This window comes from Ornithinibacillus halotolerans (genome assembly GCF_014637405.1).
GTDB classification, from domain to species: domain Bacteria; phylum Bacillota; class Bacilli; order Bacillales; family Amphibacillaceae; genus Ornithinibacillus; species Ornithinibacillus halotolerans.
The window spans coordinates 197,835-213,632 of record NZ_BMEY01000001.1 but is presented as its reverse complement, the minus strand read 5'-3'; the positions used below and the strand labels follow the sequence as shown (position 1 = coordinate 213,632).

The following is a 15,798-nucleotide window of genomic DNA, read 5'->3' as shown; positions in this document are numbered from 1 at the left end:
GATGTTATGAATTTTATGACACCTAGCTTTTTTATATTATCAATATTTTTAGTCGCGGTTTTATTATTTTATCTTTTCCGTAAACAATATGAGTCTCAAGTAATCCCCTCAACCCTTTTATGGCAACAAGTGATGAACGAATGGCAAGCGACAAAATGGTGGAGAAAGTTACAACATCATCTACTACTCTATTTGCAATTAATTATCTTATTCTTGCTCATGCTTGCTTTAGTAAGACCATATATTGGATTGAACGAACTTTCCGGGGAACATATTGTCCTTATACTGGATACATCTGCATCAATGACAACTGAAGAAAGTGAAAATACTACTAGACTTGAGTTAGCGAAGGAACAAGCAATTGAATTGGTAGACAAGCTAGATAACCAATTACTAACCGTTATATTAGCAGAAGAAACGCCTACGATTCTCTTTTCCAATGAACCCGTGAATCAAGAAACTATAACAGAAATAGAGCAAGTTCAACCATCTTTCCAACATGCAAATATGAAAAAGACGATTCCACTAGCGATACAGATTTTATCTGGTACAACGGGTGAGATACATGTCTTTTCTGATGCGGTAAAAAAAGAACAGATAGATCAAACGTTATTAACGAATAAATTGGTTGTTCATAATATCGGTACGTCTAATGACAATATTGCATTACATACGTTTGGTGTCGTACAGAACAACGAAGGAATTAGTGGTATTGTTACGGTCTACAATGAATCAGATGAAGAAAGACTTGTCACAATTTCCATCGAAAATGAAAATGATATCCTTTATACTTTGGAAGAATTAATCGAACCGAGAAAGCTCGTTCAGTTGCCAATTTCTAATCTACCTTCACATACTTATTACAATGCTCGGTTAACGACACCAGATGATTATAAAGCGGATAACCATCTTGTCGCATTTTTAGGACAAAATACAACTCCTTCCATTCATTTAATTGGAGACATCAATCCTTTTACGACAAAAGCATTGAGTTATTTTAGTGAAGATATTGTTCAATATGATAAAAATACAACTGTCACACAGTCCAATGCAGTATACGTCTTAGAAGGAGTTCCAGAGAAAGAATGGCCAGATGGACCTTCTATTATATTTGAACCAGAATTGAATGGGGCGTTTCAAGTAAAAGAGAAAAAGACATTAACAGAAGCGGTGGAAAAGCTAAAAGATGATCCACTATTCCAATATGTAGATATGAGTGAAGTTTATATCCAATCTAGTTTTCCATATGTACAGTCCGAATTAGAAACACTGTTAACTAGCGGAGACACGCCGCTTATTAGCAAGGGGTATTATAAGGGGCATCCTATCGTTTTTATCGGCTTTGATATTGCGGATACCGATTGGCCATTACATGCTAGTTTTCCAATATTCTTATATAATGCCATCACTTTCCTTTATGAAACACAAGATACATTAGGTTATTTAAAGCCCATGCAACAATTTACTTTTGCCCATCCAATCGGTACAACGAAAAGCACCATTGTAAATGAACATGGTGATGAAATATTGAGCTTAAGTTTGGATGAAGCGGATTTCAAGGCACCAAGCTCCCCTGGATTGTATCGTATTATTTCAGAAAATAATGAAGTATTATCTGAAAAACTGTTTGCAGTAACTATTGATCCACAAGAAAAATACATACAACCAAAAACTAGTTTTACATTGGAAGTAGAGGATAGTAAGAATAGCAGTCAAGAAAGGCCGAATGAAATATGGCCTTGGATTGCACTTTTTGCACTCCTCATTTTATTTATTGAATGGGAGGTGTATCGCCGTGGGATTTCAAATAGATAATCCTATATTCCTCCTACTGTTTATTCCGGTACTCGCTGTATTATATCTATATTGGAAAACTATCACCCTCCGTTCCAAACTGGAAAAAAGAACAATATTAGTTGTACGTTTTTTCATATTTTCACTGATTATCATCGCCCTTTGTAGTCCTTACTTACATTTTTCTGTTCAAGGTGTGACAACAGTATTTGTCGTCGATCATTCAGAAAGTGTACGAAATGAACAAAACAAAATGTACGATGCTATCGAGGTTGCAATTGAGGGGATGGGAGAAAATGATACGTATGCAATAATTACCGTGGCAGAAGAGGCGCAAATTTCGCAAAGTGTTTCTACCCGTGAAAAATCGATTGTTTCAACTTCGGTACCAACTAAGACATCCTTTACAAATTTGGAGGAAGGCTTACAAGTTGCATCAAGTTTACTGAAAACGAATGGACGAATCGTGTTATTGACGGATGGAAATGAAAATATAGGAAATGTCAAAGATCAAGTGAATGTAATAAAAGAAAAAGGAATCGAATTAGACGTTATGCCCTTTACAACGTCGATTAGTCAAGATGTAGCTCTGGAAGAATTCATTGTACCGAAGAACTTATTTAATGGAGAAATGACAACAATTCAATCAACGATATCTAGTACAGTGGATACTACTTCACGTATTCGTATTAGTAAAAATAATGAAGTAATCGTAGATGAAGAAGTATCCGTAAAAGAAGGCACGAATGTCTACACTTTCGACTATGTTGTTCATTCACCTGGAATTCATAGTTTTCACGCAGAAATAAGTTCAGAAGCGGATAGTCTCTCGCAAAATAATGTTGGTTATGCTATATCCAATGTACAAGGAACTCCAAGTGTCTTAATTGTAGAAGGAGCAGAAGGAGAAGCGAATAATATTTCTCCAATATTGGAAGCAAGTGGATTGCAGGTGGATCGTATCAATCCAGTTACATTACCAACTTCATTAAGTGGGTTATTAGATTATGAAACAATCATTTTTAGTAATGTTTCAGCTACCGATGTTACACTAGAACAGATGGAATTAATTGAAAGTGCTGTAAGAGATTTTGGTGTTGGCTTTATTATGACCGGGGGGAATCAGAGTTATGGTCTAGGGGGATATTTCAAAACACCAATTGAGACTGTTCTACCCGTGGAGATGGATTTAAAAGGGAAAAAAGAGTTACCGTCCTTAGGATTGATTATTGTTTTAGACCGTTCTGGTAGTATGGCTGGTTATAAGATGGATTTAGCGAAGGAAGCGGCTGCAAGGTCGGTAGAATTACTAAGAGAAAAAGATACATTAGGATTTATTGCATTTGATGACCAGCCTTGGCAAATTATAGAAACAGCTCCACTAAGTGACAAGGAAGAAGCAGCAAACAATATTCGTTCGGTGACAGAAGGTGGCGGCACGAACATCTTTCCAGCTTTACAACTAGCTTATGAACAATTGAAACCATTAGATTTGAAAAGAAAACACATTATACTATTAACAGATGGACAATCTGCTACTAACAATGATTATCTTTCAATGATTGAAGAGGGATTGGAATCAAATATTACACTGTCCACTGTTGCTATTGGTAATGATGCTGACCGTCTGCTACTTGAAGAACTAGCAACAGAAGGGACTGGTCGTTATTATGATGTTCAAGATGCATCTACAATACCAAGTATTCTCTCAAGAGAAACTATCCTAACTACAAGAACATATATCGAGGATAATCCGTTTTATCCTACATATGTGGAATCGACAGAATGGAGCCGTATATTCAATAATGGGGTACCACAAATGAATGTTTATGTTGCCACAGATCCTAAGTCTAGAGCAGAAGAAATATTAATTAGTGATAAGGGAGACCCAGTTCTAGTCAGGTGGCAATATGGCTTAGGAAACACGATAGCATGGACATCAGATGTACGTGGTGAATGGGCAGGTGATTGGCCACTATGGGAAAAATGGGTAGAACTATGGAATGAAATGCTCACATGGAGTCTACCTACCTATCAACAGGAAATGTTTAATATTCAGCAAAGAATCAATGGTAAAGAAATAACGTTACAAGTTACTTCTGAAAATATAGATATTCTCCCACTAGAAGCAAGAATTGTTGATGAAAAAGGAAAGGAGATTGAAGCACAGATACGCCCTACAGCACCAGGAGAACATGAGGTAACATTCCAAGCAGATACAGGAATTTACTTTTTACAGCTTTCAAAAATAGAGGATGATCAAATTACTAGTACGTATCAAACAGGAATTGTCGTTCCATATTCAAAGGAATTTGAATTAACGGTACAGAATGATTCGTTACTGAAGGAAATAACTTATCTTAGTGGTGGGATAATAGTTGAAAATCCGGAAGATGTTTTTCGAGAGTTGGAATATTATCCGACTGAACGTCAACCAATTTTTTCTGAAATTTTATTAATTGCTTTTCTCCTGTTCTTTATCGAAATTTACATTAGGAGATTTGGCTTAGTAAGTTTAGCAGAAAAAGTGAAGCGGAAATTAAATCAAACTAGTAATAAGGAGAATGAGAGAAAACAAGAAGTGGAACAAACGTTCTCTAGGCTGAAAAAGGCCACTTCGAAGGAAAAAGGAAAGTTTATTAATACAGAGCCAGCTCCAATGGTTAAACAAGTAAAGCAGGAAAAAGAACATAAAATTGAAAGAAAAAAGGAACAGCAAGTGGATCAACATAATAATAAAGAGAATGTAGAGGACCGTATGAAGCGGTTGTTAGAAGCAAAAAACAGGAAAAATAAATAGGAAATAATCGTTCTCGTCTAAAAGGCTAGTGTCTTTTAGACGAGATTTTTAATTATTGGTAATTAAGACCTAATTATCCTGAGATAATTAGTTATTTCGGAATATTGACAATTACCTAGGCTCAAGTGCATGCTTGAATTTAGTAATATCGTGAAGGAAGTTGATTTCCTCATAAAAACAAGGGGGCAATATTGTGTCAGAACAAAAGGAATTTGTAATAGAAAGTGAAGAATTTGAAAAACCAAAACCAGAATACGAAAGAGTGGAGGGTGAGCCCACATCAGCATTTAAAGGAGCATCTTGGGCGGCATTGTTAATAGGAGTTACTGCATATTTAATTGGTTTATTTAATGCGACAATGCAATTGAATGAAAAGGGGTATTATTTTGCAGTATTAGTATTTGGGTTGTATGCAGCCATCTCTTTACAAAAAACAGTACGAGATAAAGAAGAGGGTGTTCCAGTTACCAATATTTATTATGGTGTAAGTTGGCTAGCAATCGCAATTGCGATTTCCTTAATGGGAATTGGACTTTATAATGCAGGTAGTATAACGTTAAGTGAAAAAGGATTCTATGGTATGGCATATGTCCTTAGTCTTTTTGCAGCTATTACGATACAAAAGAACATAAGGGATACACAAAGAGCCAGGGATCGTTCAGGGAAGTCTAAGTAATTCCGTTACTTTAAAACAGTGGTAGGTATAATCCTAGCACTGTTTTTTCTATTATTATGAATAAATTAAATTTATAGTATTTTATGGTAAACTATCAATATACAAGTATGAAAGAATGCTATAGTAGTAGGTGATAGTTTGAAAAAAGACCAGTTCTAAGGGGAGAGGCATTAATAACGAATCCAGAGCATACAGAAGTACTCGTCCAATGTGATTTAGAAGAAAGTCGTCTACCAGGTGGTGAAATTGAATTCGGAGAAACAGCAATCGAAGCTATAAAAAGGGAGCTGTTAGAGGAATATAATCTATCTGTAAAGCTAGGAAATTTAGCTAGTATAAATGAAAGTATTCTGAAATATGACGGGGAAAATGTGCATCAATGTACATTAATCCATTGGGGTAACGTAGAAAGAGAGGAGATAAGTACCGATTTAATTCATAAAGAAAATCCTCATATTAAACTAACTTGGCGTACGATTGAACAATTAAGAATAAAACCTACATATCCTGAAGGTATATTAGATACCATTACTTCGGATCAACGACAAAACGTCTCTCATATTATCGTTCGTAAGGCATACACGTAGTCCTATTAATTTAAAATATGACTATAGCTTGTTGAAAAGGGGGATATAATGAATCAAAACTTTCATCATTTAGCTAGAGGGATTATTGTAATGGAAAACAAAGTGTTACTTGCACAGGCAAAGGGTTATTCAAATACGTTCCTACCAGGTGGGCATATAGAATTTGGGGAAAGTGCGAAAGAAGCACTAAAAAGAGAGATAGAAGAGGAACTAGGAATCAATTGTGAAGTTGGTAATTTTTTAGGGTTAGTAGAGCATAAATGGGAGAAAAAAGGAAAATTAAATTGTGAAATTAATCAAGCTTTTGCTGTGAGTACTAGGAACTTGCAGCCTAACATCAATCCAGAATCTATGGAGGAACATTTAACATTCTTTTGGTCTACATGGAAAGAACTTGATAAACATAATTTACAACCATATCCGTTTCGAGAATTAATCAGTAATTATATACAGGGTTCATCTAGTGTCTGGTGGGAGAGCACTTTACCATTTCCAATTGATCAATCGAATAGAAATTAAGGGGGAGTTATAATGGATATTACTAAACAAAACAGTATAGCATGGGATAAAAAAGTAGAAGAAAGTTCTCGATATACACAACCAGTAAGTAGTGAAGTTATTGAGAAGAGTAGATCTGGTGAATGGGGTATTACGGTTACGACTGAAAAGACAGTTCCTAGAAATTGGTTTCCAGAGTCACTGGATGGAGTAAAGATTCTTTGTCTTGCTTCTGGTGGTGGTCAACAAGGTCCTGTATTAGCAGCTGCGGGAGCGGATGTAACCATTATTGATATTTCGATAAAACAATTAGAACAAGATGAAATGGTAGCAAATCGAGATGGGTTAACCTTGAAAACAATGCAAGGGGATATGACTGATTTAAGCCTTTTCGATAATGAATCATTTGATATGGTTGTACATCCGGTTTCTAATTTATTTGTTGAAGATGTTCGCCCTGTTTGGAATGAGATCTCCAGGGTATTAAAGGATAATGGTGTATTGATAGCTGGTTTCGCGAATCCATTATTATGGATTTTTGATGATGAACAAGAGAGAAAAGGGATTCTTGATGTAAAACATTCCATTCCGTCATCTACGTTAGACTATTTGCCAAAAGATCAAGTGCAAGAGTATATTGATTCTAGCCAGACGATCGAATATGCACATACTTTAGAAGAGCAAATACAAGGGCAAATTGATGCAGGATTTGTTATTACAGGTTTTTATGAAGATGATTTCGGTGGAACGAGGATAATAGATAAGCACATTAAGACGTTTATTGCGACTAGGGCGGTTAAGGTAAGTATGGGTTAATTTTAACTTACAGGTTATATATTATTCATTTTTAAACTCAGTTTAAAATAAACTGAGTTTATTTATGCATTTTGCTGTAAGTGATTAATCAGAATATTCTTTGCAAAGTGAACAAATAGAACCATAATCCTCAAGTTAATGAAGATTATGGTTCTATTTTATTTTTGCTGAAGAGAAATTAAATTCGAGTCAAATAAGTATAAAGCGAAATGGAACATATAATTATTTATGTATGATTTCTTTATGCTCTACTAAATAGCTAAGAAAATTGGATACGGTTGGATGATTAATTGTGAATTCCTGTGTGTTCTCAATTGTTATTAAAATTGGCAGAGTTGTTTGTTTTGAAATGTCAATAACCACACCATCATCTGTATTACCTGTAATTTGATTGATTGCAATATATCCATCAACAAATTCCACTACATGATGATTATCCAATTTATAGGCAATCCTTTCCTGTATATATTTCCCATTAATTACTTTATCAAATGAGGATATGTAACAAACCTTAACTTTTTCCATTTTATTACCTCCATTAGCTAGATCATATATTATCTGATTATAACTTCTTAAATATTAATAGTCATTATTATTGCCAAGTTTTTACCATATCTTGTAAAAAAATATGAAGGTCAAAAGGTCATTCTTGCAGGAACACTAGGTACAACAGGTCACATATTTCGATAGGGATTATGTATTGAAGTAGTAGCTGATATTGAGTATATTTTGCATTTGTACCATCGTTAAAATAAGTAACCTAAAGAATATCATTACGAGAGAACACTATGATTTTTAGATTGTACTTACTGAATGACTTTAACAGAAGAGGTCCGAAGCTGTATCGTATGAGGACTGACAGGAAGATGTTTCATCTCAACTTGTATAAATCGTCGAACAAGGCAGATTGTTATAATTCCATTCAAATGAGTTCAATTAAGTTACCATATATAGATACATCAACATATTCTAATCTGAACTAGAGAGTGGTAAGGACATACCAGGTTTGATCTAACCGGGTATAACTGAATATTGTTGAATGAAAACCTTTAATTCCTAATTTTGTTTATTATGAGAAGGGAACACAAAAGTTATAAAATAATTTTTTTCCTAGTTAACATAATACTTATTATGAGAAGTAAATGGAAAAGATTTAAAGTCGGTCTCATAATAGAAGTTTACTCTTGATAGTGAGACAGAATTGGGAAAAATTTATAAAACAGCTCAAAATCCATTTAAATGTATTTTAGTCAATTAATGAATTCATATTAATTTTAATTCTTTGTTAAAATATTTTGTTCATGTTTTAGTTTGGAAAATTTATGTGATCTATATTTAACCACTTTGACTATTTGTTTTGTCATCTTAAATACGGATCTTTGTTCTGATTAATATCCGTTAGCTAGTTTTTTATAAATACTGTATTTTATTAATCCGTTGTTGCTACCAGATCTGTTATTAGTTAAATTAAGACTTAATTTGCTATTATTAGTGTTAAATCTATACAAAAATTGATTATTTCACTTCTTGTTCGTGTTTTTTTAGACATAATAAACAGCTTTAATATATTGATGTTACTGGGTTTATTGTGCTTTTTTACGTTTGAACATGCGCTCTCAGACGAAATGAGTTTCATTCTTATGTATAGTTAATCGACTAATTTCATTTAAACGCGTTATTTTTAATGCGGCTTTATTTTTGTTTTTTATCTCTTAGCTATTTCTATCCATTTTATGCACTTTTCTACCCCGCATAATGATTATTATGTGCGGTAAGTGATTTTTTAGTATATAATTGACAATAATATTAGGTTTTATTCGAAAGAAGGTGAAATTAATGGAAAAAGATCTATTAGCTAACGTCCTTTCTAACTATGAGGATGAAATTGATATTTTTGAAACGTATATGGAAGACTTAGGTTATTCAGATTTTACCATTCGCTCGTATAAAGATGATATATCTATCTTTCTAGAATACTTACATAAAAAATGGCAAGGTTTTCCTTCTCTTTCTGACATTAAACCGAAACATATTCAAGAGTTCTTAAGGAAAACCCAAAAAGGAAAAGCAAAAACTACCAGAAATCGCAGGTTAATGGCACTTAGGACATTTTATAAATCATTAGTTAAGTCAGAAATGCTACCTTTTAATCCAGCGCAAGAAGTGGATATGGCAAGAACAGAGAGAAATTCATTACCTACTTATTTGAATGAGGAAGAGTTAGTAGCATTTTTCAATTCCATTAATGAGGATGAATTTTATATTCGCAATAAATGCATGTTAATGTTAATGAGTCTCGCAGGCCTTCGAGTAATTGAAGTTCATCACTTAAATGTAACAGATTTAATCCGAGATCAAGAAGACCCTGGAATTCGGGTGTTTGGTAAAGGAAATAAAGAACGGTATATCCCACTACCCCCTCCCTTGTTTGAACTTCTATTAGACTATGAATGGAATTATCGACCAGTGCCAAAGGCAGATCATAGCAATGCCTTTTTCTTATCTAGAAGAGGAACTAGAATTTCGAGAAGAAGAATTCAAGAAATTGCTGAGGAGACTTTTGCTCGATTGAAGAATTTAACAGGAACGAAATATTTACGGGAAAAGAAGCTTTCTGCTCATAAGTTAAGGCATACATTTGGTACTAGTCTAGTTAAAAATGGTGTTGATTTAGTAACAATACAAGAATTAATGGGTCACTCAAGTTTAAATACAACGCAAATTTATACCCATGTAAATAATAAACAAAAACAAGATGCGATGAGGAATAAAGATATTTCTCGTTTTTTCTAAATCGTGGCTGCAACATTATGTAAACTAAAAACAGCTATAAATTAGATTTATAGCTGTTTTCCTCTCTATTGACCTACATACAAAGCATTTGGTCTAAAGATCGTATTATTCTCTAGTTGTTCCAAGGCGTGGGCACACCAGCCAACAATTCGACTAGAACTAAATATTGCTGTAAATAATGCAACGTCGATATTTAATGTCTTCATAATGGCTGCCGCATAGTATTCTACATTCGTATATAGTCTATGATTTGGTTTGAGACGTTGTAGAATTCGGATTGTTTCTTGTTCCGTTTCCAATGCTAATTGGATCCAATTTGGTAAATCCTCCATTTCCACAATTCTCTTTTTTAATGCTTCAGCTCTCGGATCATAAGTCTTATAAACCCGATGACCAAAACCCATAATTCTTTCTTTTTTTTGCAATTTCTTGTGAATGACTTCTCTAATGTTATCGCTTGTTTCAATTTCTTCTAATAAATCAATCACACCAGACGGTGCGCCGCCATGTAATGGCCCCTTCATCGTACCAAGTGCACTCGTAATGGCAGAGATTAAATCACTTTCCGTTGAAATTGTCACTCTGGCTGCAAATGTGGATGCATTTAATCCATGTTCCATTGTTAATAGTAGATAAGTTTCGAGTATTTTTGCATGTTCTTTATTAATTTCACCAGTTAACATATATACAATATTTTCAACATGGGTTAAAGACTGATTTGGTGCAATGAATGTAAGAGAATTCATTTGACGATAGCGATAAGCAATAATTGTTGGTATCGTGGCAATTAGCTTAGTAGCCATACTATCTTCTGTTTCACCTAAGTCCTTACAAAAAGCAGAAATGACTGTTCTCAATACGTCCATTAACTGCATTTCCTTTGGAAACAGATTTAAAATATTTTCGATGTATAATGGAAGTTGCCGAGTCCTTTTCAATTGATTAATAAATGTTTCCAATTGGCTTTCGTCAGGAAAATCTCCATAAAGTAAAAAGTAAGCAACTTCTTCGAAAGTATATTTTTCTACTAATCTCTCCACTGGTATGCCTCGATAAGTTAACAGACCACGAGCACCGTCAATATTACTTAATTTCGTTTCAACCGCTGTTATTCCCTTCAATCCTGGTTGGAACAACTCCCCCACTCCCCTTTCCTCTTTGGTTTGATTATACTGTAGTTAAAAGATTATTAAAATTTAATAATTTTTAATATAATAATAAATAAAGTTTATTAATGGGGGAAATTCATGGATATTCGGATGTTGAAAACGTTTATTCTTGCTGCTAAACTTGAAAATTATCGTGAAGTTGCAGAAAAATTGTATATGACTCAACCTGCAATTACCTTTCAAATGAAGCAGTTAGAAAAGGAGTTAGGTGGGCAATTGTTTATTAAGGAAGGTAGAAACATTGTTTTATCGGATTTCGGAAGAATGTTTTATGAGGAAGCATTAGACTTATTATCTCAATATGAGAAAAGTGTTCATCGTATGAACCAATATAAGCAAGGATTCCATCAACATATTCGAATTGCCATGTCTCCTTTTCTTGCTGATACGATTCTACCTTCCATCTTTAATCGTTATATGAAGGCTAATCCTACTGTTGAATTATCCATTCAAGTGATGGAGTCTCATGAAATTTCTGCATGTATTGAAAAAGGAAATGCAGATCTTGGTTTATCATGTTTACCTGGTAGTAGTTTAGTTCAAACAACCATTTTTCATGAAGAAGAAGTTATCTTAGTTGTTCGTCATGATGGATATGATGCGGAGTCTGGACCTATTTTAGATGCAAGTGAGATTATTGAAAACAATATTATTTTTACGGATAATCACCCCTTCTATTGGAATGACTTATCAGAGCAACTAAAACATATGTTCCCTACTGTGAGAACGATGAAAGTTAATCAATCCTATGTAACGAAACGGTTTATTTTAGAAGGTATGGGAGTTAGTTTCTTACCACGATCAAGTGTGAATAAAGAATTAGCAGAAGGTAGACTGCTAGAGGTGCCAACTCCAGCCATTCATATACCAAGAGCAAATATGTATTTTGTATATAAAAATAACAAGCACGTAGAAATGGATCTAATTCCGTTTATTGCTTCTTTTCATTTTAGTTAAATTACTACAACGCAAAAAAAGGCATAGTGAGCAGAAGTCTCCGCTAAATATGCCTTTTTACATTAATAAGTTAATCCAAAATTATACTGGTATCTATTCCCTGCTTTATCTTGATATGGATATGTTGGGGCTTCGTCATAGCCTGGTACATCACCAGCTTCGTTATTTACAGCTTCTTGACTTGCAGGGATTGTAATCGGAAGTTTTCCAACGGGATTAAATTCCCCACGTATCATTTCTATTATCGCTTCTGTTTTCGTACCAAATGTTGCTATCAAGCTTTGCGCGTTTGGTTCAATCTTATTGATTAGCCAAGGATTGGAGAAATCGATTGCTGTAATTGTTGGGACTGCTTTTTGTATTTCTACAATTTGATCTACTTGCTCCACCCCGGTATCAGGACCGATTTCAATCGACGGTTTATTGGCAAACAGGTCTTGCCATGGTTTTACCCAAACAAAGGCATGGGTTGCATCCTCTATATTATCAACGATGGTAATTTGTTCATCATGGTCCCTTATTCTTTGCTTCACTTGTTCAGTGTCTGGACTAACATCCGCACCGGAAAACACTTCTACGTATAGTTTAATGTCAGAAATAGTGTCATCCTGTAGTGGTAGTAAATTATTGTCATTGCGCAAGAGCACTACGGACCTGCGATGGGCATCATCTGCCACCTCTTGGGACTTCGGATCATTTGCGATCGTTAAAGCTTGATCAGGATTAACATAAGGGTTATCGAATAACCCTAAATTCATCATTTCTGTTAAGGCATACCGTGCAGAACGGTTAATCTTTTCTTCTTCTACTAAACCTTGATTAACAGCATTTAAAATTGGCTCTGGATTTGGCACCCCAGAAAAAATATTTGTTCCAGCATTCAATGCTTTGGCGAATCGTTCTTCTAAGGAAAGATCCTGTGCTCCCCAAGCACGGTCAATAACTGCACTCGTATCCGAGTTAACATAACCTAAGAAATTCAATTCATCTCGTAAATAACCATTTATAAAGGACTCATTCAACGCAAAAGCAACTTCCTCAAATTGCTCGTTTTCACTAAATGGCGGAAGCCCCTGCTCAGCGCTCTCATTACTTGGGTATGCATAATACGGCATAATAGAAGTTGTCTCCGCTTCTATTGCTGCTTTAAATGGTGGAATATGATATTTTAACAAACTACCAGGTGTTGGATAAATATTATATTGTCCCTCTTCAAAATGAGGATCTCTTCCCTCGGCACGGGCTCCGCCACCTGGAAAATGTTTCGTCGTAACGGAGACACTCGTATTGTCCAATACATCTCCTTGGAGCCCTTTAATCACATTGTATACCATTCCAGATACTAAGTCTGGATGCTCTCCAAATGTTTCTTGGTTTCTTGCCCATAGCGGGTCTGTCACAAGATCTGCTGAATACCCGTACAACTTATGAATACCGGCAGCTCTCCATTCTTTTCGTGCAATTTCACCAAACCGTCTTATTAATCGTGAGTCACGACCAGCCGCTAAACCTAATGTATCTGGCCAATGAGAAAACTGTCCAGTTTCTTCAATGACAGGAAAACCTAACGGATGATTTCTTGGATTAGAAATCACAATGGCAGGAATTCCTAGACGAGATTTTTCCGCTTCGATTTGTAATTGATTCATATGGTCAGCAACAATATTTGCAGTAGGCATTTCTCGATAAATAAAATAACGGGTATTCTGATTAAGGAATTTATTTGGAAAAACTAATTTGTTATCTTTAATCTCTGGAAACTCATTAATGGTGAGTAAACCTACCTTCTCCTCTATCGTCATCTGTGACAAAAGATCACTTACTCGTTCTTCCGTTGGCAACTCCCAATTCTCATATGGATCTAACTTACCATTATCATTTAAATCTCGATAACGTTTCCCGTCAATCGTTAAAATGTTTTTTGTTCTTGTCTCTACTTCTACTTCTTTTTGAGCTTGTACCTCCAAGATATGTATGGGTACTAATAGAACGAATGCCACTAAACAAGTAAACGTGTTCCTAAAAAATCGTCTATACATGCTTTTCACTCCACATTCTATTTATATATTATTGTCATTAATATCCTCCTATCAGTAGGAGATTATTCGATTCTTTTGAAGTTTTTCTAGCAATGTAGAGGTTAAATTGTAATCATCGGTACCTTACTACAGAATATTTTAATAAATTGTAGTAAACTATAACTAGTTTCTTAGTAAAACATGAGGTGACTTTATGGTTCGTAGAATAAGAGTTTTCGTTATCATTACTTTAGTAATCATTTTACTTTCCGCATGTTCAGCAAATAGTGAATCAAATACTGAACTAACGATTTCAGCCGCTGTCAGTTTAAAAGAACCATTAGAAATAATAAAAGAAGGATTTGAGCGGGAATACCCTCATATTAAGCTACGATTTAATTTTGGTGGATCAGGTTCCTTGCAACAGCAAATATCACAAGGAGCACCAGCTGATCTATTCTTTTCCGCAGCTGAAGATAAATTTGAGATATTAATAGATGAAGAATTAATTATGAACGAATTTAATATATCCTTCTTAGAAAATGAACTTGTATTAATTGTTCCAAAAGATAATCCACTGAAAGTCACTAGTTTTCAAGATTTAATACATAATAGAATTGATTATGTCTCGATAGGAACTCCTGAGACCGTACCAGCAGGAATGTATGCAAAAGAAGTATTTAAGTCTTTAGGGATATGGAATAAAGTAGAAGACAAATTAGTTTATGCAAAGGATGTTCGTCAAGTATTGTCTTATGTTGAAACAGGGAATGTTGCTGCCGGAGTCGTGTATCGAACAGATGCAATGCAGTCGGATAAAGTGTCCATTATGGAGACTGCTAATAGCAATGACCATTCTTCCATAATCTATCCAGTTGGAATTATTAATGGAACAAAACATGCTGAAGCAGCCGAGCAATTTTATCATTATTTACAAGAATCAACTACAATAGAGGTATTTAAATATCATGGATTCCTTATTAAATAATTTATTATCGGAAGAATTTTTACATCCCATTTTTTTATCTATTAAGGTCGCTACCATTTCGAGCATCATTGTTATTGTTTTAGGGACGTTAGTCGGTAGATTTCTATCTAGAAAAACATTTTCAGGAAAATCAGTTGTTGAGACACTGTTGATGCTCCCTTTAGTTCTTCCTCCTACTGTCGTAGGTTTTCTATTAATTGTCGTATTTGGGAGAAATAGTATTGTTGGAAGATTATTTGAGTGGTTATTTAGCCAGCCAATTATGTTTACGACGTATGCTGCTATTATTGCTTCTACAGTAGTAGCATTTCCTCTTATGTATCAATCCGCAAAATCGGCGTTTAGTGGAATTGATCAAGATATTGAGGATGCTGCCAGAGTAGATGGTGCAAATGAAAGAAAGGTGTTTCTTTCTATTTCTATCCCACTTGCGTCAAAGATGCTAATTTCAGGATGTATATTGAGCTTTGCTAGAGCTTTAGGAGAATTTGGAGCGACATTAATGTTTGCAGGAAACATCCCAGGGGTTACGCAAACCGTGCCAACAGCCATTTATATTGCAATGGATTCTGGCAAGATGACGCTTGCCTGGTTATGGGTTATAGCTATTATGATCATTTCATTCATTATGTTATTTATGGTGAGACGAAAAGAATCGTAAATCCATTAGAAAAGGAATAGAAAATTAGTATTCTATTCCTT

The 15,798-nt window shown here is 34.7% G+C and carries 13 protein-coding genes; 10 read left to right on the top strand and 3 right to left on the bottom strand.

Annotated features, from left to right (window positions below; all coding sequences use genetic code 11):
* Positions 1-6 precede the first annotated feature (6 nt).
* The 6 genes from IEV35_RS01195 (at position 7) to IEV35_RS01170 (ending at position 7,171) form a co-directional block, all read left to right on the top strand.
* Positions 7-1,815, top strand: a complete 1,809-nt coding sequence (locus tag IEV35_RS01195; RefSeq protein WP_188382850.1) for a BatA domain-containing protein — start codon at positions 7-9, stop codon at positions 1,813-1,815.
* Positions 1,796-4,594 carry a VWA domain-containing protein gene (locus tag IEV35_RS01190; RefSeq protein WP_188382849.1) on the top strand — a complete coding sequence of 933 codons (2,799 nt, stop codon included), beginning with the start codon at positions 1,796-1,798 and terminating at the stop codon, positions 4,592-4,594. Before IEV35_RS01195 ends, IEV35_RS01190 begins: the two co-directional genes overlap by 20 nt.
* A gap of 193 nt (positions 4,595-4,787) precedes the next feature.
* Positions 4,788-5,270, top strand: a complete 483-nt coding sequence (gene yiaA / locus IEV35_RS01185) for an inner membrane protein YiaA (protein WP_188382848.1) — start codon at positions 4,788-4,790, stop codon at positions 5,268-5,270.
* 173 nt (positions 5,271-5,443) lie between these two features.
* Entirely contained in the window at positions 5,444-5,857 is a 414-nt protein-coding gene (locus IEV35_RS01180; RefSeq protein ID WP_188383007.1) for an NUDIX domain-containing protein, read from the top strand.
* Between the two features lie 48 nt (positions 5,858-5,905).
* A complete protein-coding gene (locus tag IEV35_RS01175) occupies positions 5,906-6,376 on the top strand; it encodes an NUDIX domain-containing protein (RefSeq protein ID WP_188382847.1) in 471 nt (156 codons plus the stop codon).
* A gap of 12 nt (positions 6,377-6,388) precedes the next feature.
* Positions 6,389-7,171 (top strand): class I SAM-dependent methyltransferase, encoded by a 783-nt coding sequence (locus tag IEV35_RS01170; RefSeq protein WP_188382846.1) that lies wholly within the window; start codon positions 6,389-6,391, stop codon positions 7,169-7,171.
* A 222-nt stretch (positions 7,172-7,393) separates the two neighbouring features.
* On the opposite strand, the gene IEV35_RS01165 is transcribed toward IEV35_RS01170, so the two are convergent.
* Entirely contained in the window at positions 7,394-7,696 is a 303-nt protein-coding gene (locus tag IEV35_RS01165; protein WP_188382845.1) for a hypothetical protein, read from the bottom strand.
* Between the two features lie 1,311 nt (positions 7,697-9,007).
* Here IEV35_RS01165 and IEV35_RS01160 point away from each other — a divergent pair.
* Positions 9,008-9,964, top strand: a complete 957-nt coding sequence (locus IEV35_RS01160) for a tyrosine-type recombinase/integrase (protein ID WP_188382844.1) — start codon at positions 9,008-9,010, stop codon at positions 9,962-9,964.
* Positions 9,965-10,029: 65 nt separating this feature from the next.
* Here the strand turns inward: IEV35_RS01160 and IEV35_RS01155 are convergent, their stop codons facing one another.
* Positions 10,030-11,100 (bottom strand): citrate/2-methylcitrate synthase, encoded by a 1,071-nt coding sequence (locus IEV35_RS01155; protein WP_188383006.1) that lies wholly within the window; start codon positions 11,098-11,100, stop codon positions 10,030-10,032.
* A 111-nt stretch (positions 11,101-11,211) separates the two neighbouring features.
* Between IEV35_RS01155 and IEV35_RS01150 the strand changes: the two genes are divergently transcribed.
* Entirely contained in the window at positions 11,212-12,090 is an 879-nt protein-coding gene (locus IEV35_RS01150) for a LysR family transcriptional regulator (RefSeq protein WP_188382843.1), read from the top strand.
* 62 nt (positions 12,091-12,152) lie between these two features.
* On the opposite strand, the gene IEV35_RS01145 is transcribed toward IEV35_RS01150, so the two are convergent.
* On the bottom strand, positions 12,153-14,129 hold the full coding sequence (locus IEV35_RS01145; protein ID WP_188382842.1) for a glycoside hydrolase family 3 protein: 1,977 nt from the start codon (positions 14,127-14,129) through the stop codon (positions 12,153-12,155).
* 193 nt (positions 14,130-14,322) lie between these two features.
* Between IEV35_RS01145 and modA the strand changes: the two genes are divergently transcribed.
* Together modA and modB are read left to right on the top strand one after the other, a co-directional pair.
* Positions 14,323-15,096 (top strand): molybdate ABC transporter substrate-binding protein, encoded by a 774-nt coding sequence (gene modA / locus IEV35_RS01140; RefSeq protein ID WP_188382841.1) that lies wholly within the window; start codon positions 14,323-14,325, stop codon positions 15,094-15,096.
* Positions 15,077-15,757 carry a molybdate ABC transporter permease subunit gene (modB, locus tag IEV35_RS01135; protein ID WP_188382840.1) on the top strand — a complete coding sequence of 227 codons (681 nt, stop codon included), beginning with the start codon at positions 15,077-15,079 and terminating at the stop codon, positions 15,755-15,757. The genes modA and modB overlap by 20 nt, the downstream gene beginning before the upstream one ends.
* Positions 15,758-15,798: the final 41 nt, after the last annotated feature.